Origin of the sequence: Gilliamella sp. W8145 (assembly GCF_016101145.1) — a bacterium.
GTDB lineage: Bacteria > Pseudomonadota > Gammaproteobacteria > Enterobacterales > Orbaceae > Gilliamella > Gilliamella apis_A.
Genome location: NZ_JACFRC010000001.1, coordinates 783,208 through 806,542 on the forward strand (window position 1 = coordinate 783,208; position 23,335 = coordinate 806,542).

Annotated in this window: 14 protein-coding genes and 1 CRISPR repeat array; of the genes, 5 read left to right on the forward strand and 9 right to left on the reverse strand. The window is 34.8% G+C overall.

Annotated features, from left to right (window positions below):
• Positions 1 to 11: 11 nt before the first annotated feature.
• The 4 genes from H3T80_RS03555 to H3T80_RS03570 form a co-directional block, all read right to left on the reverse strand.
• The gene (locus H3T80_RS03555) at positions 12 to 4,286 is read right to left on the reverse strand and encodes an acyl-CoA dehydratase activase-related protein (protein WP_198200054.1); all 4,275 of its coding nucleotides are present in this window, start codon (positions 4,284 to 4,286) and stop codon (positions 12 to 14) included.
• A gap of 213 nt (positions 4,287 to 4,499) precedes the next feature.
• Positions 4,500 to 5,216: an epoxyqueuosine reductase QueH gene (locus H3T80_RS03560; protein WP_110447749.1), complete on the reverse strand. Its 717-nt coding sequence runs from the start codon at positions 5,214 to 5,216 to the stop codon at positions 4,500 to 4,502.
• A gap of 254 nt (positions 5,217 to 5,470) precedes the next feature.
• Positions 5,471 to 6,402: a CRISPR direct-repeat array (repeat unit 28 nt; unit sequence TTTCTAAACTACCTACTCGGCAGTGAAC).
• 727 nt (positions 6,403 to 7,129) lie between these two features.
• Positions 7,130 to 7,834: a hypothetical protein gene (locus H3T80_RS03565; protein ID WP_198200057.1), complete on the reverse strand. Its 705-nt coding sequence runs from the start codon at positions 7,832 to 7,834 to the stop codon at positions 7,130 to 7,132.
• An 864-nt stretch (positions 7,835 to 8,698) separates the two neighbouring features.
• A complete protein-coding gene (locus H3T80_RS03570) occupies positions 8,699 to 8,854 on the reverse strand; it encodes a hypothetical protein (protein WP_198200058.1) in 156 nt (51 codons plus the stop codon).
• Between the two features lie 997 nt (positions 8,855 to 9,851).
• On the opposite strand from H3T80_RS03570, the gene H3T80_RS03575 reads away from it, so the two are divergent.
• From H3T80_RS03575 to H3T80_RS03590, 4 genes are all read left to right on the forward strand, one after another.
• Positions 9,852 to 11,264: an EmmdR/YeeO family multidrug/toxin efflux MATE transporter gene (locus tag H3T80_RS03575; protein ID WP_110447746.1), complete on the forward strand. Its 1,413-nt coding sequence runs from the start codon at positions 9,852 to 9,854 to the stop codon at positions 11,262 to 11,264.
• A 586-nt stretch (positions 11,265 to 11,850) separates the two neighbouring features.
• Positions 11,851 to 12,522 carry an OmpW family protein gene (locus H3T80_RS03580; protein WP_198200059.1) on the forward strand — a complete coding sequence of 224 codons (672 nt, stop codon included), beginning with the start codon at positions 11,851 to 11,853 and terminating at the stop codon, positions 12,520 to 12,522.
• Positions 12,523 to 12,881: 359 nt separating this feature from the next.
• On the forward strand, positions 12,882 to 14,267 hold the full coding sequence (locus tag H3T80_RS03585) for a glycoside-pentoside-hexuronide (GPH):cation symporter (RefSeq protein ID WP_198200060.1): 1,386 nt from the start codon (positions 12,882 to 12,884) through the stop codon (positions 14,265 to 14,267).
• A gap of 44 nt (positions 14,268 to 14,311) precedes the next feature.
• Positions 14,312 to 15,832: a glycoside hydrolase 43 family protein gene (locus tag H3T80_RS03590; RefSeq protein ID WP_198200061.1), complete on the forward strand. Its 1,521-nt coding sequence runs from the start codon at positions 14,312 to 14,314 to the stop codon at positions 15,830 to 15,832.
• 53 nt (positions 15,833 to 15,885) lie between these two features.
• Here H3T80_RS03590 and H3T80_RS03595 read toward each other — a convergent pair whose 3' ends face one another.
• The 4 genes from H3T80_RS03595 to H3T80_RS03610 all read right to left on the reverse strand — a co-directional run bounded on the left by H3T80_RS03595 (position 15,886) and on the right by H3T80_RS03610 (position 21,485).
• Positions 15,886 to 18,744 (reverse strand): valine--tRNA ligase, encoded by a 2,859-nt coding sequence (locus H3T80_RS03595; RefSeq protein WP_198200068.1) that lies wholly within the window; start codon positions 18,742 to 18,744, stop codon positions 15,886 to 15,888.
• 192 nt (positions 18,745 to 18,936) lie between these two features.
• Positions 18,937 to 19,782 (reverse strand): pantoate--beta-alanine ligase, encoded by an 846-nt coding sequence (panC, locus tag H3T80_RS03600; protein ID WP_198200069.1) that lies wholly within the window; start codon positions 19,780 to 19,782, stop codon positions 18,937 to 18,939.
• A gap of 18 nt (positions 19,783 to 19,800) precedes the next feature.
• The gene (gene panB / locus H3T80_RS03605; protein WP_198200070.1) at positions 19,801 to 20,643 is read right to left on the reverse strand and encodes a 3-methyl-2-oxobutanoate hydroxymethyltransferase; all 843 of its coding nucleotides are present in this window, start codon (positions 20,641 to 20,643) and stop codon (positions 19,801 to 19,803) included.
• Positions 20,640 to 21,485 carry a Rossmann-like and DUF2520 domain-containing protein gene (locus H3T80_RS03610; protein ID WP_198200071.1) on the reverse strand — a complete coding sequence of 282 codons (846 nt, stop codon included), beginning with the start codon at positions 21,483 to 21,485 and terminating at the stop codon, positions 20,640 to 20,642. The genes panB and H3T80_RS03610 overlap by 4 nt, the downstream gene beginning before the upstream one ends.
• A gap of 453 nt (positions 21,486 to 21,938) precedes the next feature.
• On the opposite strand from H3T80_RS03610, the gene H3T80_RS03615 reads away from it, so the two are divergent.
• Positions 21,939 to 22,262, forward strand: coding sequence for a YnfA family protein (locus H3T80_RS03615; protein ID WP_086364555.1), 324 nt, complete (start codon positions 21,939 to 21,941; stop codon positions 22,260 to 22,262).
• A gap of 244 nt (positions 22,263 to 22,506) precedes the next feature.
• Here H3T80_RS03615 and H3T80_RS03620 read toward each other — a convergent pair whose 3' ends face one another.
• Positions 22,507 to 23,166: a hypothetical protein gene (locus H3T80_RS03620; protein WP_198200072.1), complete on the reverse strand. Its 660-nt coding sequence runs from the start codon at positions 23,164 to 23,166 to the stop codon at positions 22,507 to 22,509.
• Between the last annotated feature and the right edge of the window lie 169 nt (positions 23,167 to 23,335).

The window sequence follows — 23,335 nt, forward strand, 5'->3', positions numbered from 1 at the left end:
TTAATATATAATTATACAATTCTTTGTAATTGAGCATACTTTAATGAACTTACCATAAAATGCAAACGATTGAGTACATTGACTTCACCTGCGCCATCATCAAAATCCAAATAAAGTAGATTCAATTTTGGATTAAGATCACGCATACGTTTCTCAACCCCTTTAGAAACAACATGATTAGCAATGCAGCCAAATGGTTGCAAACTAATAACATTATTGATGCCATGCTCAGCAAAGGTCATAATTCCTGCAGGAATTAACCAACCCTCACCATATTGATTGGCTAAATTTAAAATTTCTTCTGCCTTTTTCGCCATATCACGAATATTATGAAATGGTTGATAGTGTTTAAAATCAGATAAAATCTGATTAGTTTGATCAATATACTTTTGCGCTACCTTTTCAAAAAAGTGAACAAAATAAGCGACGAAACTCTTGTTAACAATATAATTGTCAACATTACTATCATAGTTAACAAAACATTGTGCAAAAAACTCAATCATTGGCGGAATAACAGGTTCAATACCCTGATCAACTAGCCAATCAACACTATGTTGATTACCAAAACTGTTATATTTAACATAAATTTCACCAACAATACCAATTTGTGGGCAATCTTTATTTAATGTCTCGATTTGATTGAAATGCTCTACCGCCTCTTTTAACAACGCAAAGATCGCCTTTTTGCCTTTATGTTGATTGATAAGTTGTTGTAATTTTCTAATATAAAGCTCTTTCAATTGATTAGCTTGTTGTTTAAATTTGGCTCTAGGCGCAATCGAGTAGAACATCTTCGAAATCGAATCAGTAAATAACATCGCAAAAAACGTCGTTGGTAAAGTTTTTAGCCAATTAATTCTAAAACCTGGTTGCTCAATTTCATTAATATTACCGGTACTGAGTGACACGATAGGAATATCTTCGAAACCATTACTAATCATTGCTTTCTTAATTAAAGAAAGATAACTACTCGCTCGACACTGTCCACCCGTTTGAGTAATGCCGATAGCCACTTCATCACGTTGATATTTACCTGAATTAAGTGCTTTAATAATATCACCAACAATAATGGTCGCTGGATAGCATATCTCGTTATTGCAATATTTAAGTCCCCAATCAACCGAACTTTTATCTGGTTTTGGCAAGGTTTCAAGTTTATAACCTGACAACGCAAAAATCGGCGGTAATAATGGTGAATAAAAATCGGAGATATAAGGTGCTAAAATAGTCCGTCTCTGTTTATCTTGTTTAGCAAAAATAGCCGTCTTTTTACGCTCAACAACTTTTAACGGTTGTTGGTGATTCATACGGATTGACTCAATAATCGAACGTAATCGCAATCGCACCGAACCTGTTGCCGTGATCTCATCAATACGAATGATGGTGCACGTTTTACCTTTAGACTCTAAAATTGCTTTACATTCATCGGTGACAATCGCATCAGGGCCACAACCAAACGAATTAAGTTGAACAAACTGAATATTTTTCGGTTGTTCAGCAACAAAACTAGCTGCTGCATATAAGCGATTTGGATAACTCCATTGCGAGCAAATTTGCAGTTCAGGCGATAATTGGCTGATCGCACCTAACACTGAATCTTCGGTTATTACATCGCAACCAAGCGCATTTAAGATCTCTGGCGTTTTATGATTAATTAAGCTATCACTATGATAAGGACGACCTGCCAAAATAAATACATAACGCCCCGTTTGTTTAGCATTATTCAGTACTTCAACCGCTTTGCTATACAGCGATTTTTTATATTCCGCTTGAGCAGCTAATGCATCAGAAAATGCTTGATTAGCTATCTTTTCTGCAATACCAAGCGAAGTTAAATAATTAATACAGCCCTTTTTCAATAATTTTTGATTACTGAAATTGATCACTGGATAATCCAGTGGCACGTTATATTTTTGGTTAGGATTGATAGCACTATTTACCACCTCAGCATAGCTACTGACAATTGGACAGTTATAGCTGTTAACTGCATTAGTAAACTGATCAGATTCAAACACCACCATCGGCATAAAAATACGATCAACCTTTTGCTCAATCAGTTCCATAATATGCCCATGAACCAATTTGGCAGGAAAACAGATACTATCCGACATTACTGTACCTGCGCCCTTTTCATAAATCTCATGCGTCGAGTATGGTGATAACGTTACATTAATACCACTATTGGTTAACAACGTGTGCCAAAATGGAAAATTTTCGTATTGTCCTAAAACACGAGGAATACCAACATTGAGCTTAGATTCAGTATTATGGATATTGGTTCGCTCAAATAATAACGCATTTTTATAATCAAACATATTAAATGCATTTTTATCTTGATATTGATTATTACTCAAAAAGCGTTCGCATTTATTACCAGAATAATAACGCTGACCATTGGCAAAACGATAAATCATAATATCACATTTATTTTCACACCCCTTACAGCGTGATGGTTTCGCTTTATTATCTTCAGCTTTATGTAGATTATCTAATCCAATAAATTGCGAAGGTGTTTGTTGTTGCGCATAATGGTTTTTTGCCACTAATGCTGCACCATAAGCCCCCATGAGTTCAGGAATATTTGAACTAGCAATTTGAGCCCCAGTTAACTGCTCTAAGGCACGAAACACCGCAGGATTTTTAAACGTCCCTCCTTGCACCACAATATGATCACCTAATTTGCGCATATCATGTAATTTCAGTACTTTATGAATGGCATTTTTAATCACCGAAAAAGCCAACCCTGCAGAAATATCGCCCATTGTTGCGTTTTCACGCAGTGCCTGTTTCACTTTTGAGTTCATAAAAACTGTGCAACGGGTACCCAGATCACAGGGATTATTGGACTTACATGCTGCGTCAGCAAAATCAATTGTATTTGAATTGAGTGATTTTGCGAAGGTTTCAATAAATGAACCACAGCCAGAAGAACATGCTTCGTTTAACTCAATATGATTTACGACACCATTGGCAATAAAGATGGCTTTCATATCTTGACCACCAATATCCATGATAAAACTGACCTTAGGCTCAATATGTTTAGCAGAAGCAAAATGCGCCATTGTTTCGACTAGACCATCATCAATCGCAAAAGCGGCTTTTAGTAGTTCCTCACCATAACCAGTGACACCTGTGCGAGCAATAATAATCTCTTTACCTGATGCAGCAATCTCATCCTTTAATACCGTTAACCCTTTAATTAATGCGGTGATTGAGTGGCCATTATTAGGCGCATAATAAGTAAAAAGTAGCTCGTCATCCTCACTAATTAAGGTAATTTTAGTGGTAGTTGAACCGCTATCAATTCCCAAATACGCTTTCTGCTTTTGGTAAGCTGTTAAAGCTAGACGGGGGATTTGAATATAGTTGCGTTTTTGTTGCCAATCATCAAAAGACAAGGCTTGATTAAAAAGTGGTTTTAACCTAAAAGATTGATTGACTTGAATCTTGGTTGAGGCATTTAATCTATCAATAAATTCAGTAAGTGTAAGTTGACTACGTTCAATTGCATGAATCGCTGCGCCCCAAGCGGACAACAAAGTAGGATGCTCGGTGGTAACTATCTGGTCTTCATTTAACTTTAGTGTATCTAGCGCGGCCTTGCCTAACGTTGGAATAAACGAAAACGGTCCACCAATCAACATTACTTTGGGTACGATATCATAACCACGAGCTAACGTATTGACCAATTGAATACAGACAGCATGTAAAACTGAATAGGCAATATTCTCTTTTGATACATTACGGCTAATTAAATTTTGCACATCAGTCTTAGCAAATACACCACAACGTGATGCAATAGGAAAGACTTTATCATGTTGAGTTGCTAGAAGATCAAATTCTTGTACTGGAGTATTGAGCAAGGTCGCCATCTGATCGATAAATGCCCCAGTACCTCCAGCACAACTACCATTCATTCGAATATCAGGCGGGCGGTCAGGAAAAAAGAAGATCATTTTACTATCTTCACCACCAATATCGATTAACGTTCTAACCTCTGGATATTTGCGCTGTACCACTTCCGATGCGGCAACCACCTCTTGAATAAAGGCGATATCGGCTTTTTCTGAAATACCCATCCCAGCAGAACCAGTCACCTTGACCGATAATACAATATCTTCACCCAATTGTTGTTTAATTTCATCTAATAGTGATAAAACTGTTGGAACAATATGGGTATTATGGCGAACATAATTGGTATAAGCAAAATTATCTTGCTTATCAAGTACGACACATTTTGCTGTAGTAGATCCGACATCCAATCCAAGTCTATACATTTTTGGCATAAACAAACTCACATTTGCAAAATCAGACTTAACCTATAAAAGGGTCACAAATATTACTAAATAACTATATTTTTATTGTGGAATTATTATAGCGAAATCTTTCTGATTTTTAATCTATTTGTTTATAAAAATGACATTTTTGGATATTTTTGGATATTTTTTGACTAATAAAAATTCAACGGAGTTTCAAATACAAAATCCGCTAAATTAACGTTATGCATTTGCCAAACCTTGCTTAGCTGTGGCAATAACATTCTTTAAATCAACCCCTTGTGCTTTTGCAGCAAAAATGCAACCACAATAACACTGACGATAAACATCATACTCCTTACAAAGTTCGATAGATCTTTTATAACCATTATTCTTTTTGAAATCAGAAGGCAGATAATTTACCGAAAAAAGTTCTTGAATTTCAAAACCAATTTGATTAATTTTCTGACTATTCTTTTTCGGGCTTAGCGTTAAAGCACTAGCGAAATAATCAAAGCCCAACTCTTGTGCTTTAATCGCCGCTAAATCTAATCGCATCTTATAACAAAGATGACAACGCTCACCACCTTCTGGTGCATCACGTAGATGCTCAACCTTTTTAATAAATTCTGCTGGTTGATACGGAGCTTCTAAAAACTGAACATTGTTGCCGGTTTTTTGATTAAAATCAGCAATAAATTTTTGTTGTACAACACTACGATATTCATATTCTACTCGCGGATGAATATTCGAATTAGCAAAATAAATAGTAATATCTGCATACTGAGCCAAATACTCCAGTACATAAGTACTACATGGTGCACAGCAACTATGAATTAGTAACTTTGGTCGTGCTGATGCTAACTGCCAATCAGCAATCACCTCTTTCAAAACTGAATCGTAGTTTACTTTATTATGTGGATTTAATTTTTCAAGAATATCTTTGGCATTAATTAACATTAGGACTCTTTCAAGTATCTGGCTGATTGATGAATTTTAAGGCGCGTATAATATAGTGATCTGCTTAAGCGTTCAAGTTTAAGTTACAATTTTGTTTTTCGGAATTAACATTTAATTTTTTCGCTAAATTTGCGGTTATTAAAAACCCTTTTCCTCAAATTTTTAAATGCAAATTTCATCATTTTGCAGCAGTCAAAAAGTGACAAATGCCTAAATCATGAGTTAGACATTTTTAATAAACTGTTTCAACAGAATTTTTTGACTAACTATGCGGCAGTGAACTTAAATGCCCTTTGTGCATTTTGTACGCCTTTTTTCTAAACTACCTACTCGGCAGTGAACCCCGCTCGCCGTCATTAGAAACATGTTCATTATTTCTAAACTACCTACTCGGCAGTGAACGATTTGCGAGGTGTATTTATAAGAGGCATGGATGTCTAAACTACCTACTCGGCAGTGAACAACGATGAATTTTAATGAACTCACTTTCAATTTTTCTAAACTACCTACTCGGCAGTGAACCGCCAAACGGCTCAACATAAATATCGTGAGCATTTCTAAACTACCTACTCGGCAGTGAACGAAAAGATTCACTATGTAGCGGGGATTGCGAATTTCTAAACTACCTACTCGGCAGTGAACGTTAGCCCTTAGCAGCCTAAAGAAAGATGATTTTTCTAAACTACCTACTCGGCAGTGAACGGTGTTATGCGCAGTGAAACGGGGGCTGCAAATTTCTAAACTACCTACTCGGCAGTGAACACAGAAACCATCTATTAATGAACGATTATCCTTTTCTAAACTACCTACTCGGCAGTGAACGTGAGTTTATTCGAGGTTGGGATAACAGGCGATTTCTAAACTACCTACTCGGCAGTGAACCGTTTTTTAATGCCCGATCCATTTCCTCTGCATTTCTAAACTACCTACTCGGCAGTGAACATGTCGAACGCCTCGCGTCAGTAGATGCTATTTCTATTTCTAAACTACCTACTCGGCAGTGAACGGCATAGGTGGCGTGGTCGAGATTCCCGTTCATTTCTAAACTACCTACTCGGCAGTGAACTCGACCAAATCGGATAGACTAAACGCGTTATTTTTCTAAACTACCTACTCGGCAGTGAACCTCACGAGATATAGGTAACGGTGTTGGTGTTGTTTCTAAACTACCTACTCGGCAGTGAACAAGAACATTATACACAATAAACTTTGTTCAGAAAAAGAATAATAACCAATTTATAACTAAAAACCCTTTTTTCACACCAATTTATATTTGTTTGATTTTAAATGAATTATAAGTGTCGGTAAAAAAAGGGTTGTTTTACTAATGTTGTCTAATTACAGACAAAACATTATTCCATTTATCAATTATATTTTTTGCTTTAATATGCGCTGTTTCTCGCTCAATAATTGATTTTGCGCTAGTTCGACATTGAGTAAAAAAGAGTCTTTAAAACTCGAATCTAGTGCTCATAATGCAGGCTTTATTAATTCTATTTGAGAATGCATTCTTTCTAATATCCATATAACCACGATAAGTCATATCAATCATCATCAAATAAAAAATTGCGAGCATGATTTGATCATGATTATTTTGTAAAAAACAGATTTAAAAAACTTTTATTTTCGATAAAAAAGCATCAAAATAATATGTATTTATACTTGCGTTAAATCTATACTTGGCTTTATATTTAATATAATGAAACAAATTGATAAGTTGGTAGCTATCGATTTTTGAATTTGTTCCTTGAATATTCACTGTCTTTAACACTTTCTTTTCATACCATTTATACTAAAATATTAAATTAATTTTTTGTGACGGCATGTTATTTATAATAATTTGAGCAATAAGAAACCGCACTATTGGCGGTTTGAGTAAATTTTTTAACGACCTAATCTGTAGTTAACTAAAATCATGGTGTTGGCATTGTAGTAGTGCGGTTTTCTTCTGTAATATTCGCTTTAACTAATGCTGTTACTTCATCGAAATCTGATTTATTCTGCATAAGTTCACTAAATGTTTTATATTTGTCTAATGTATTAGGTTTTTGAATATCGAATTTCCATAATGCTAAATAAAAGGTCTCTATCGGTGATGACGGTTTATCGTCTTTTTCTAATTTATTGATTTTTGACATTGTTACTTCAAAATATTTTTGAAAATAATCGTCAGACTTAACACAATTTTTTAATATCGGAAAACTGAGATTATCTTTAGTACCGACGCAGATTAAATCTAATTTGTTACCTTCACTAATTTCTTTCGCATCATCTTTATTTTTCAACTCTAGCAATACATATTCAAATTGATTTTTACCATTTGCCACGACGAAGGGTTCACCACTTAAATCAGTTTTTAAGCCTGAAGCTGAAGTTTTAATATTAACAATTTGATTATTATATGTCTTTTCATATTTATATTGGTTGTTGTTATACTCGCTAATTAATTGTAAAGCATTTACAGTAGGTATCGCATGACGAATATTTGAATTTCCTTCATTTCTAAAAATGGAAATATCACCTTTTAAAATCTGTTCTGTGAGTCTTTTTGCATTATCATTAGCAAATGAATTAAAACTAAGTAAAGTCAATATAGAGACAACAATTATTTTTTTCATGTTTCATTTCCATTCAAAACAAACGGAAACAAAATATCAAAAAAATCATTGTTTTTCAAATTCTTCTTCCACGCAAATTTATTTACTATGCCAATAAGTAGCGTATAAATCCCTATTGTACTCAATAGATTTGAATTTATTGTCACCATTATACTTTGGATAGTTTCGGTTCAACTAGGATAAGCAAATCAATGCGATTTGCGGATTACAATGCGTTGTTCCTTCGACACCTTTATCATTTTTGTGGCCTGCCTATGATTGTTTTTGTCATTGACATTATGTACCGTTCATTATTTGCAAGCGCTTTATCTTTTGGAATAGCAACAAGCGCCTAATCTTAAATAAACCTATCGATGTTATTGTTTGTTCTTTAAACTATCTATACTGCAGTGCACTAGACCACAATATGCTATAAATGTTGTTGGTAAAAAGGCAAAGTATAATTTTATTATGCCCCCTTTTTGAGAAGATCATATAATAGTTTGATTTTTAAGTATTTTATTTTTAATAAAAAAAGACGAAACCAACATAACATTTTGAATCGCCCCTTCTTAAAATATTTTATTTAAATATGCAATTAAACAATATGTTTTCACGACACTGTAAATAATCACTTAAATAAAACTCTCCAATTAATTGAAATCTCCAATCGGTTTCCACTATATGAGAAATTAGAAAAAAACCTTTTATCCGCCAAACGATAACCATCAGCTAAACTTCTACAATAGTTATCTGCATCACTTCTATGAAAATAATTTTTCTGTTTGTACAATATACCGATGCATGAATTTATATTCATATAATAAAAACTTTTCACCACTGAATTATAATCTGGACTATTAAATGTTATCTTTAATGCCGGTTCTATTTTCCATTTGGATTAGGACCTTTACCTGCACTATGTTGCCATTCACCCGTATGACCAGCACTTAAAGATAAGCTTACATAACCACCTTCTATTGATCTTACCGTCTTACCGTTAGCTGATACGACTACATCTGGATTAATTCCTTCTAGCAATAGGTAAAAATATATACCATGTGAGCCTATACATGGAGATCCTCGATATTTATTTTATGACATCCCTGAATCCCAAAAGCGACCATGATACCTTACGCATCGAATCTCTCCTATTGGCGCAGACATTTGTGAAGCTTTATCAAAATATAAATTTGGCTGAGTATAACACGCCACTGACGACTCTCGATTCGCTTTGATAACTATGGCTACCACCAATAAAATCACTCTCATTAGGTTGACCATACGCAGTCTTTATCTCTCTATTACTTGCACTGATGGTTATACGATATGGATTATGACAAGCATGAATTTCATTGACCTGCCTGCATTTAATGCATAGGCTGAATTTATAGAAATACTTAATAGTCTGCTTAGCCCCTATATATGTAATATCGATTTTAAACTCAAAAATCGTGCACTAAATTTGAATTCGTTGAATAAAATTAAAAAAAATATAAATAATCTATAAATAAGAGAAATAACGTTTGATTCTGAAATAAATAACCTAACTTTCGTCAGTTAAATAATCCTAAATTATGACTTGCTGGAGACAGGCCTCTAGGCAATTGTGTTTTAGAATTTTCAATCCATTGTTACTATTTCTGATTGTTTTATTTCAATAAAAATGCGTTTTATTACTGCACAAGTAATAAATAAACTCATTCATTTTAGCAATTTTTGTTTTTGCTGATTTTGTTAAGATATATAAATAACCAAATGAAAATAATCATGATTTGTTAACAAATGTATTAGACACTATAAGAAGATCTGGTTGTTGATAATAGATCTTCCGGAAAACAAAAGATTTGTAAGATTTTTAGACTTTAAAAACTCCATTCCTTAATTTATTTATAATTTATAAGCCTTGAAATAGAGATATCCTCTATTGATAATGATAATTATTAATTTTGATTTTTTTATAAAACTTAATTTCATTTTTAGCAAATAAAGGCGTTATAATATACTCAATTTTCTAAATAAAATTTTAGGCCTGAAATTGGATTTTCAACTTGTTAGTCGATTAAAGAATCTTCAACTTTATAAAAAACGACGTTCAAATAATGTGCTGTTCTGGCGCGAAATTTACCCTTTAGCTATGCCTATTTTGATTGAAAATTTGTCAGTCATTTTGATGGGGATTTTTAGTACATTTTTAGTGAGTTGGATTGGTAAGGCCGAGATGGCTGCCGTCGGTCTTGCGGAAAGCTTTAATATGATTGTCATGTCATTCTTTATGGCAGTTGCACTCGGTACTTCTGTGGTGGTGGCGTTTAGCTTAGGGCGACATAATCGTAAAAAAGCGGTGGTCGCAGCAAGGCAATCCATTACTTTGTTAGTAATAATTTCGATTTTACTGTTTTTGTTTGTCGAGTTCTCTGGTTATTGGATTGTCGAAATTATTGCAGGTAAAGCCGATCCTGAAGTGAAGGAATTAACGCTTACTTTTCTAAGATTAACCGTTTTAGGCTACCCCGCTCTTGCCTTTATTTTAGTTGGTTGTGGTGCATTACGTGGTGCTGGCAATACCAAATTACCAATGTACTTAAACATTATCATGAACATTTTAAACTTAACGATCAGTTATGTGCTAATCTACGGCGCTTTTGGTTGGCAAGGATTAGGCTTTATTGGCGCAGGTATCGGCTTAACAATTTCACGCTATTGTGGCATGTTCTTTATTTTATTAGTCTTAACCATAAAACCAAGTCGGGCGTTATTTATTCCCCTCCGTAGTTATTTTCATTCATTTAATGGCAAAATTTTAATTGATATTTTAAGTATTGGAATTCCTGCTAGTGTGGAATCGGTAATGTTTAATATCGGAAAATTGCTTACGCAAACCTTTGTCGCAGGCATGGGCACCTCAACTATAGCTGCTAATTTTATTGCGTTTTCAATTGCCGGATTGCTTAATTTACCAGGTGGAACACTTGGTGCAACATCAACAATTATTGTAGGTAAACGTATTGGTATGGGACAAATTTATCAACCAACACGGCAACTTAAATTTATTTTTCATCTAACCAGTTTATTACTCTGTTTTTTAGCCTTTTTATCGATCCCATTCGCAGGATTATTAAGCTCGCTTTACACTAATGATAAAGAAGTTATAGAAATCTCCAAACATTTACTTTGGTTTAATGCCTTATTTACCCCTTTTTGGGCTTCATCCTTTGTTTTACCATATGGTTTTAAAGGTGCGAAAGATGCAAGTTATACCATGTGGGTCGCTATTGCTAGTATGTGGATGTGTCGGATTGTTGTGGGTTATATTTTTGGAGTCTATTTTGGATTTGGAGTTATTGGTGTTTGGTTCGGTATGTTTTTAGATTGGATTATTAGAAGTATTTTCTTTTATTATCGACTTATTAGTGGTAAATGGCTATGGCGTCATCAAAAAATCAGCTAGTACCAATACTGAAAATCTATTTCTTACAAATAAGTTTGGAGTATTTAATTTAACGATATCAACAATGTGCTGACAACTGAGTGAAGTTAGCATGACAAACATAGACGCATTAAAAGCGAACGCAGGCGGTAGGCTGTCACATCGTGACCACTTGCGTGGTCGCCGTGGAAGTTGGTAAAGAGCATTCACTTAAACACTCTTTATTCAAACGGAAACAACATATATAAATAGCCACCAAATAACAAAACGTCCAAAACTCAACCAAGCAAAAAATTTGAGGAACGGGGTTTTAAAAGCCTAAAATCCATCTTAGAAAGCCCTAAATTCGTTTACAAAAAGTTATTTTAAACAAATTCAATATCGACCAATTGACTCTGAATCAATTATGCAATTAATAAACAATTATTTAGATGAAAATTATTTCAACAGCATATCAATACACTAATTATAGTGATAACATATCACTAATTACTTTTAGCTATATTTCTTCAATTGATTAAGATTTTTACTTCAGCAAGGTCTGATAATTAAACTCGTATTTCTGGTTAAATTGTCAGTAGATATAAGTAACATAAGGAGATAATAAATGAAGGTAACGTCAATAGCTATGCTAGTCACATTTGGATTAGCCAGTTCAGCAGCTTTCGCTCATAGTGCTGATCAAATCATTATTCGTGGCGGTCCAGTCTATGTTCATCCACAAGATAAAAGTGATCATGTTAAAGTTGGTGGAGCAAAAAGCGATCTTAAAGCCAAAGCTAATAATGACACGCAACTTGGGCTAAACTTTCAATATATGGTTACTGATAATTTCGGTATCGAATTATTAGGCGCTACACCATTTAGTCATCAAGTTAAACTAGGTGGAGGTAATTCTACCGGATTGGCTGGTGCAAAATTAGGTAAAATTAAACATTTACCACCGACATTAAGCGCAGTTTGGTATCCACTTGATAGTAATTATGAACTCCAACCTTATGTAGGACTTGGTGTCAATTACACTTTCTTTTTTGATGAAAAACTTAGTGGCGAAGCCAAAAAAGCAGGTTTTCATGGCCTAGATTTGGATAGTTCTTGGGGTTGGGCTGCTCAAGTCGGTGCCGATTATACTTTTAACGATAATTGGCTAGTCAATGCTCAAGTCCGTTATATTGATATTGAAACTAAAGCCACTACTCATCTGGGCAATACTAAAGTAACTGCAAAGTATAAACTTGATCCTTGGGTGATGATGCTTGGTGTTGGTTATAAATTTTAATGTAATTAATAAAAAACCTCTCCATGAGAGGTTTTTTTAATACATTATTTAATGCCTTAACTCAATTAATCTATACTATCAAAATAAGCCTCGAGAATTCAGTTCTTCTTACCATTAAAGCTCGTCAAATATCGATACCTCCTACATTATTTGTGTCCAAAATGGCGTTATAAATTTGTGATATCTATCACATTAACCATATAACGTAATTAAGGTATGCAAAATCATAATACTGTTTTGAAAATGAATTTTATAAACTCTATTTATTGTTATTTTTTCAATAAGTTGTTAACGCAACCGATAATTAAATAATGACAGTTTTATGCAAATCATATTTTGATAACTAAAAGGAGTTTATGATGGATAATAATAAAAAATTATCAGTCATGGAAAAAATCGGCTTTGGGATGGGCGATGCAGCCTGTGGTATTGTCTATTCCTCAGTGACGATGTTTTTGACCTATTTTTATACTGATATTTATGGCCTTTCTGCTGCTGCGGTTGGCATAATGTTCCTCGCTACACGAATTTTCGATGCTATTATCGATCCGATTACAGGTATGGTCGCTGATCGTACTAAAACAAGATGGGGACGATTTAGACCATGGTTAATTTGGTTTGCTATTCCTTATGCTGTACTAGCTGTTATGACTTATACAACACCAGATTTTGGTTATTCAGGTAAACTTTTATATGCATACATTACCTATGCATTATTAATGCTTTGTTATACATTTATTAATATCCCTTATTGTGCTCTAGGTGGTGTTATTGCTCGTGATGAGAAAGATCGTTTATCTGCGCAATCCTATCGGTTTACTATTTCATCGGCATCAGGGCTTATGGTATCAATCGGTACATTATTCTTAGTCGATTGGTTAGGAAAAGAAAATAAGCAACTCGGTTTTCAGTTAACCATGACAGTGATGGGCATAATTGCTGTTGGTATGTTAGTATTCTGTTTTGCAACCACTAAAGAAAGAGTAGTACCAATTGAAGATAAAAATGTCAGTGTTAAAAAAGATTTAAAATGCTTATTAGGCAATGATCAGTGGTGTATTGTGGCTCTTATTACCTTCTTTTCAAGTATGGCTGGCGTTATGCGTAGTTCAGCAACACTATACTATGCAACTTACTTGATGTTGGGGGGAATCAGTTCAGCAGCTGGTACGGCGATGAGATCTGCCTTTGTGTCAACATCCGTGGTTGGTACTATATTAGGAGCAATGGCTGCTGGTTATTTTGCTAAACGTTTTACTGCAATTCAACTCTTTAAAAATATTAATTTAACGTTATTTGTTATTGGCGTGGTGATGTTTTTTGTTCCACCAGTGTGGTTAGCAATTATTTTTCCACTCTACTTTCTAATTGGCTTTTTCCACTCCATGTATCAACCATTTAAATGGAATATGATGGCCAATGCTGCTGATTATGGTGAATGGAAATTTGGACGTCGAGCAACTGGTCTATCTTTCTCAGGTAATTTATTTGCATTAAAACTCGGCATGGCAATCGCTGGTGCTTTAGTCGGAATTTGTTTAGGTTTATTAGGCTATCAAGCAGGTGTCGAGGAACAAACACCATTAGCCACAATGGGCATTATTGGTCTTTTAACTATTGGACCAGCATTTTCATATTTATTACTTTGGTGGTTAATGCGTTTTTATAAATTAGATGACAAAATGATGGAAAAAATTCAAAGTGATTTACTTGCTAGACAACGAAATAAAGATAGTGATGACTAGGATAGTATGTCGATAAGTAATAGTTACAATTAAAGGTTAATTATATGAGTTTAGATTATTATCATAATCCTATTATCTGCGGTGATTATTCAGATCCCGATATTGTCAAAGTAAATGATGATTTCTTTATGGTTTCATCTAGCTTTAACCATATGCCAGCATTACCGATTCTACACTCAAAAGACTTGGTAAATTGGCAAATTATCAATCATGTTTTTGATGCACTGGACTTACCCGGTTATGATGCAGTCCAACCTGGTAAAGGAGTTTGGGCGCCATCGATTCGGTATCATGATGAAAAACTTTGGGTGTTTTTTAGTACTCCTGATGAAGGTATTTTTATGTCTTATACCACTGATCCTTGGAGTGAATGGAGCAAACCACACTGCTTACAATCAGCACTCGGTTGGATTGATCCTTGTCCATTTTGGGATGATGATGGTCGAGCATGGTTGGTGCATGCCTTTGCGCAAAGTCGTTGTGGTGTAAAACATAAATTGCAGCTGTTTGAAATGGCCAACGATGGGTCAAAATTAATCGGCGAAGGTCAAATTATTTACGATGGCACTGCCGATTTACCGACACTTGAAGGACCAAAACTTTATAAGCGCAATGGTTGGTATTACATTTTTGCACCTGCTGGCGGTGTTGAAAATGGTTGGCAATCGGTGTTACGTAGTCGTAATTTAACGGGTCCTTGGACTGCACGCAATGTGCTATTTCAAGGCAATACGACAATCAATGGCCCTCATCAAGGTGGATGGATCGAATTGGCCAACAATGAGTGCTGGTTTGTACATTTCCAAGATGCCCATTTATATGGTCGTATTGTTCATTTACAGCCAATGTATTGGGGTGATGATGATTGGCCTCGCATTGGTGAGAGTATCTATAATGACTTTACAGGACAACCGGTATTATCATATAAAAAACCAACTGTGTCCCATCACTCAGAAGAGTATAGAATACAAACCAGTGACGATTTCCAGCATGGTAAATTTGGTTTACAGTGGCAATGGCAGGCTAATCCTAATCCAGATTGGCTAATAGCAAGTGATCAAGGATTAACCTTAAGTTGTTATCCATTACCTACTCGTCATCAACAGCAAACACTCTATTTTGCAGCAAACTTATTACTACAAAAATTTTCAGCATGGCAATTTACAGCGCAAACTCAACTTAGAATGAATGCTAAACAAACAGGTGATTTGGGTGGTTTAATCGTTTATGGTGAACGTTATGCAGCAATTATGATCGGTTATGATAATGGACAGTATAAGCTTTATTATCGATATGGCTGGATGAAAGATTCAGGTCAAGTTGACGAATACCAACAAATTATCACTCAATTATCTTCTGAGCATTGTCAACTTAAAGTCGAAGTTGGATTGAATGGTATCTGTCAATTTTACTATAAAGATCATGAGACAGACTGGATTTCAATTGAACCTAGCTTCGCTGCAGGAAAAGGTAAATGGGTGGGAGCTAAAGTAGGAATTTTTGCCGCAACAGAAGCAGATAATACTATTGGCTATTGCCATTTTGATTACTTCAAGATTAGTTAACGGTTTAATTAGATAAAAAAACCTCTCATATGAGAGGTTTTTTATTCAAGTTGTTAAAGACTTTTTATGGCTGCATGCTGCTCTTGCAATTTGGCTTTATCAACAATATAACCTTGTTGTTTTTCTTTCTCTTTCGCAACGACTGCCGCGGGCGCTTTATCTACAAAGCTAGCATTAGATAATTTATTATCAATACGCGCAATTTCACCATCAATACGAGCGATTTCTTTTTCAAGACGAGCTAGCTCATCTTCTTTATTAATAAGCCCAGCCATTGGAATGAGGAGTTCGGCACCATCAACCAATTTAGTGACTGATAATGGCCCTACTTCACCTTCATCTAACAAGACAATTTCTGATAATCTTGCTAATGACTCGATAAACGTGACGTTGTCACTAATTATGCGATGTACAGCTGGTGATGCTTTTCTAATCAATAGCTGTAATGGTTTGCTTGGTGCTATATTCATTTCAGCACGGATATTACGAACCGCAATGACAGCGTCTTTAATCCAATTGATATCGGCAACCGCTTTATCATCAACTAATTTGCTATCAAATGCTGGCATTGGTTGTAACATAATGGTATCAGCTTTGATTGCCATTAGTGGTTTGACACTTTGCCAAATAGCTTCAGTAATAAATGGAATGATTGGATGAGCCAAACGTAGTAAGGCTTCAAGTACCGTTACTAAGGTATGGCGAGCAGCACGTTGCTGATTCTGTTCACCATTTGCCAATACTGATTTAGTTAACTCTAAATACCAGTCACAGAACTGATTCCAAGTGAATTCATATAGGATATTAGCAGCTAAATCAAAACGGTAAGTATCGAATGCTTCTCGATAGGTTTTCACGGTTTGGTTAAATTCCGCTAAGATCCATTTATCCGCTAATGAATAATCTAACTCTCCACCGTTAAAGCCACAATCATGGTCTTGGGTATTCATCAGTACATAACGGCTGGCATTCCATAGTTTATTACAGAAGTTACGATAACCCTCTAAACGTTTTAAATCCCAATTAATATCACGACCAGTAGATGCAAGCGCGGCTAAGGTAAAACGTAAGGCATCAGTACCATGCGCTTCAATACCATTCGGGAACTGTTTTTCTGTACGTTTAGCAATTTTTTCCGCTAATTGTGGCTGCATCATATTACCAGTACGTTTTTCTAATAAATCAGCAAGTGAAATACCATCAATCATATCTAAAGGATCGATAACATTACCTTTAGATTTAGACATTTTTTGCCCTTCTTCATCTCGAATTAGCCCGGTCACATATACCGTTTTAAACGGTACTTGTGGTTTACCATGTTCATCTTTAATGAAATGCATGGTCATCATAATCATTCGAGCAACCCAGAAGAAGATAATATCAAAACCTGTCACTAGCACATTAGTTGGATGGAAAGTAGCTAAATCATCAGTCTTTTCCGGCCAACCTAAAGTTGAAAATGTCCATAGTGCTGAAGAAAACCATGTATCAAGAACATCATCATCTTGAGACAATTCGATATCTGCTGCAAGATTATTTTCACGACGAACTTCAGCCTCATCACGGCCAACATAGACATTGCCTTGATTATCATACCAAGCTGGAATTCGGTGTCCCCACCATAATTGTCGCGAAATACACCAATCTTGAATATCATTCATCCATGAAAAATACATATTTTCATATTGTTTAGGCACGAATTGGATATCACCATTTTTTACCGCCGCAATAGCTGGTTGCGCTAATACTTTTGCTCTCACATACCATTGGTCGGTTAACATAGGTTCGATTACCACACCACCACGATCGCCATAAGGGATAGTTAAGTCATGCGGTTCAATTTTTTCTAAAATACCTTGAGCTTCACACTCTGCAACAACTAATTTACGCGCAGCAAAGCGTTCTAAATTTTGAAACTGTGCCGGAATATCGGTTGCGTGTGCAGTACTTGGCTCACCATTAGTATCAAACACTTCAGCTTGAGCACGAATGTCACCATCAAAAGTTAAGATGTTAATCATTGGTAATTGATGACGACGCCCAACTTCATAGTCATTAAAGTCATGCGCAGGAGTAATCTTTACACAGCCAGTACCTTTTGTCATATCCGCATGTTCATCGCCAACAATCGGAATTCGGCGATGAACAAATGGTAATATGACAAATTTACCAATCAAATCTTTATAACGAGGATCTTCTGGATTAACGGCAACACCAGTATCACCAAATAATGTTTCAGGGCGAGTTGTAGCGACAACTAGATAATCTTTGCCTTCTGCAGTTTTAACACCATCCGCTAATGGATAACGTAAATGCCACATTGAACCTTTTACTTCACGATTCTCTACTTCAAGATCAGAAATTGCGGTACGTAATTTTGGATCCCAGTTAACTAAGCGTTTACCACGATAAATCAGATCTTCTTGGTAGAGTCTTACAAAAACTTCTTTAACCGCATTTGAAAGCCCTTCATCCATAGTAAAACGTTCGCGATCCCAATCAACCGAATCACCTAAACGTCGCATCTGTTTAGTGATGCTACCACCTGATTCTGCTTTCCATTGCCAAATTTTTTCGATAAACGCTTCACGACCATAATCATGGCGAGTTTTGTTTTCTTCAGCAGCAATTTTACGTTCTACCACCATTTGCGTTGCAATACCGGCATGGTCACTACCTGATTGCCAAAGCGTGTTATTGCCTTGCATACGATGATAACGAATTAGCGCATCCATAATAGTTTGTTGGAAAGCATGTCCCATATGCAAACTACCAGTTACATTTGGTGGTGGAATAGCAATACAATAACTTGGCTGAGATTTGTCACCATTAGGCTTAAAGTAACCACTTTCCTCCCAATGTTGATAAATAGGTTGTTCGATTTCTTGTGGATTATAAGTCGTGTTTTTCATAATAAAGCTATCAATCCTAATTCAAGGCATAAAAATGTGATTATTCTACCGTAAAATGATTTAACAATAAATTACTAGACGAATAAAGTGTTTGATTAAATCAAATTTAAATCAGATAACAATGAAATTAGTATAAAAAAACCACTTGTTAGCAAGTGGTCTTAACGTTATGAACAATTAGAATAGTAAATACTAATGATGATAAATAAAGTTATCAATCAATCTGGTTTTACCAATATAAACCGCCAAAGCACATAAACTATCTTGATTTAAACGATCAACCGCGGTTAATGTTGCATAATCAACAAATTCAATATAATCAATTTTAGCTAATGGCTGTGCATTTATGATATTTTGCATCTCAGTTAAGATGGTCTGTACTGATTTTTCACCAGTTTGAATCATTTGCTGGGCACATTCGATTGATTGATACAAACAGGTAGCGGCTAAACGTTCTTGTTGCGATAAATAGCTATTGCGAGAACTTTTAGCTAGCCCATCACTTTCACGCACAATTGGGCAACCGATAATTTCGATGTCAACATTAAGATCACTTACCATACGCTGAATAACAGCTAGTTGTTGAGCATCTTTTTGACCAAAATAGGCTCGATCAGGTTGCGTGATATTAAATAACTTAGTAACCACAGTACAAACACCTTTAAAATGGCCGGGTCGCTTTTTGCCACAAAGCGCATCAGTTAGGCCATTAACATTCACATAGCTATTAAAATTGGCATCATACATTTCACTGGCTGATGGACAAAAGAGCAGATCAACCCCCATTTGTTGACAGGCGTTTTTGTCGCGTTCTAAGTCACGAGGATAACTGGCTAAGTCTTCTTTCGGGCCAAACTGCATTGGATTGACAAAAATGGTGACAATCACTTTTTGATTATCTTGTTTAGCCGCAGCCATTAAGCTCTGATGACCTTCATGCAGATACCCCATAGTTGGTACTAAACCAATGGTTGCACCGTTTTTACGCCATGATTTAACTTGCTGACGAACTTCATCAATAGTTGTTACAACTTTCACAATTATTATCCTTTCTGGCTATTTAGAAAATTCAGATTTGAGTTGAGTCATAATATCACCATCAATGGCAAACTCATGTATTGATGCTGGGTATTGTTGCTGTTTTACCTCTTGGCAATAATCGGCAAATGCTTTCTTCATTTGATCACCAATTGGCGCAAAAGATTTAACAAATTTAGATGATACACCGTCATACATTGACAACATATCTTGATAAACTAACACTTGACCATCACAACCATGACCAGCACCAATACCGATCGTTGGTATGCTAACAAGTTCAGAAATAAATTTAGCCAAATCGGCAGGTACACATTCGAGTAAAATAGCTGCAGCACCGACTTGTTCTACCGCTAAAGCATCCAAAATAATATCTTTAGCCGCTTGGTAATCCCTACCTTGTACTTTGTAACCGCCTAATGCTAATATTGATTGTGGCATCAAACCGATATGGGCAATAACGGGAATCGATGCTTGAGCGATCATCTTAATATGTTCACAAAATGCTCGCCCCCCTTCTAGTTTTACAGCATGTGCATTGCCTTCTTGAATCAAGCGACCAGCATTATGTACAGCATCATAGACAGAAGCATGGTAAGACATAAACGGTAAATCCGTCACAACCAATGCGTTTTTAGCACCTTTTGCCACAGCTTTAGAGTGATGAATCATATCTTCCATGGTGACAGAAACCGTACTTTCATAACCTAGCATCACCATTCCTAATGAATCACCAACTAATAAACAATCTACACCGCTATCGTCCATCAATTTTGCCGTTGTGTAGTCATAAGCAGTTAACATGGTGATCTTTTGTTGATTTTGTTTACGTTGTTGTAAAGTTAGAATTGTATTTTTCAAGGTAACAGCTCCAGTTCTAATTGATGATAGTCCCTATTAGGATGTTTTTGCCGACTAAGATTAAGTAATTTTGTCGATAATTGTTGGTATAAAGGTTTTATATCAGCAGGTAAGTTGAGTAAATGTTGTTTTATAGTATTTGCATCATTACGCTCAACCGGACCAGTTAATGCATTTAACGTACCAACATTACAAATATTTTTGGCATTCTCTAAAAATAAATTATGCCACGCTTGTTGACAAAAGTGGTGATCTAAACCACACCTAGCCAACATATCACTGCCAACTTGAGCTAAGGCAATAACATGATTACTTAGCATAACGCAAGCCGCATGATAAAGTGCTTTATGTTCTGCCGATAATATTGCTATCGCATTAACCAAAGGTGACAACATCTGTTGTAATTTAGCTAATGCTAAGGGATTATTGGTTTCTAAAGTGAAAGATACCTTAGCCATGTCCTTGTAGCAGATAAAACGATCATAAATTGCCGATAAAGGGTGTAACGAAAAAGCTAAAGGATGAACAATCTGATCGATAGTAAATAGCTGCGATGTCTGCAAACCACTGCAATGGCCAACTAATTTATTCTCAATCGGCAATCGACTAAGCTCTTGCCATACAGAACTAATTTGACTATCCGGCACTGTCAAAAATAGACAATCACAATCCTCTACTAAGTTAGATAAAGTTAAATATGCTTCACTACCAATAAATTCACTTGCCGCTTGTGTTTGTTGATAATCACGACTATAAAAACCAGTAATTTGCAGACCACAAAGACTAAAATATTTAGCCAAAGTACAACCCACTTTACCTGCGCCAATAAAACCAATATTCATCTTTAATAACAAAAATTAAACGATGCGGCATTATAGCCTAATTTGATGTAGATTCAATTTTTAACCAGAAAGATCAAGCAATATTGGATTAGATGTGATTAAAAACCCCCCTCTTCTCAATTTTTGGGGTATAATTTGCTATAAGGCTTTTTTAAAAAGACGAATTTAATTTGTTGTCAGTTTATTTATCACTGGGCAATTAATTTTAAATAATTATTTACCTGCATAAAGAATAAATAAAACTTTTTGGTATTGTTTAGTTTTCTTATCCCATTCTTGTAACATTAATATACATAGGAATTTTTTCTCCTCTTGGGTCGGTATTACCCCAATCGATAATAAATAATCTTTAGCATATTACTTTTCAATGATAAATGCATGCCTGTAAATTGCCAACAAGTAACACAATGCATTATGATAAAATAGTTATATTGATTCTTTTAGGATTACATTATGCTGAAAATTATTAGTCTTTTCTTTTTAACTGCTTTAGCTGAAATCTTTGGCTGCTATTGTGTCTATATTTGGTTCAAAAAAACAGCATCTCATTGTTTTTTGGGATTAGCTATACTAAGTTTAATGTTATTTGCTTGGTTACTATCATTACATCCAGAAGCAAGTGGCCGTATTTATGCTACCTATGGCGGTATCTATATTATCGTATCAATGATTTGGCTTAGATTGGTTGATAATGTTAAATTGTCTAGTTTTGACTTAATTGGCGCGGGTATTATTTTATTGGGAACTGTGGTTATTATTTCTGGCTGGCGCTCATGATTTTATGAAAAATAGTTAACTAACTCTGATTATTTAAGTTTTATCAAAAGCTTTTGCTAAAAAATAAAGGAAATTTTCTACTATTAATATTCACCTGTTACAGTAATTATTTTAATTACCATGCAAAAATAATTATAATTAAATATTTTTCATATGGTTATTTTAATAATTGAGCTAAAAGATCGTCAAAACTGATTCAGTTAAGATAATATAAAACCCTCTGATGAGGGTTTTTGACTATTTATTATTCTGCTTTTGTTATCTCAACACGTTTATCAAAATCTTCATATACCAGCGTTTCCCCATTTTGAATCAACGAAGATACCGAAACATCAGATAGATTAAATATTTGATTTTCATTTGCTTTTATATTATACCATGAATAAGGAAGGTAAGTTTTATTATTTGCCAAAATACCATGAACAACAATATCTTGATCTTTATTGATGTCATTATTTATGGTTATTTTTATTAGTGGATTTATATCAATAAATGATGCTTTTTTTTGACGTTCAAAATTATGTTTTAAATTATCTGACATTTTAATTACCATTCCACCGCCAATATCCGTATTGGTAATTTGAATACCATCAACTGAATTTTTACCACCCACCGTAATCGGAATTTCAAATAACGCTTTTGAATCCATTTTTTCAGTATAACATTCAATATATTTAGCATTATTAAACACTTTAGCAATAGCTTCTTTAGCATCCTTTACATCTGATGACTCTTGTCTTGAATCTTCATAACTTTTACATGACATAACTTCAACAATTAATTTTGATTGTACTGTTTTAGCCGATTCACTGTTAATGTCACTTAGATTTACTATTGGTGCTAGCTCGACTTTACAGCCAGTTAACGACATAACTATTGAGAGTGTTACTAATGCTTTCTTCATATGTTATTTCCTATTCATGTTTAAAAACGCAACAAAATAACAAAATCAAAACCCCATTTCAATGTCCTATATATAGACTAATTAAGCATTACTAAACAACTTTAATAAACTAAATAATGATTACATTTCATAACATTTTGTATAACCTTCATATTTATAATATTATTGA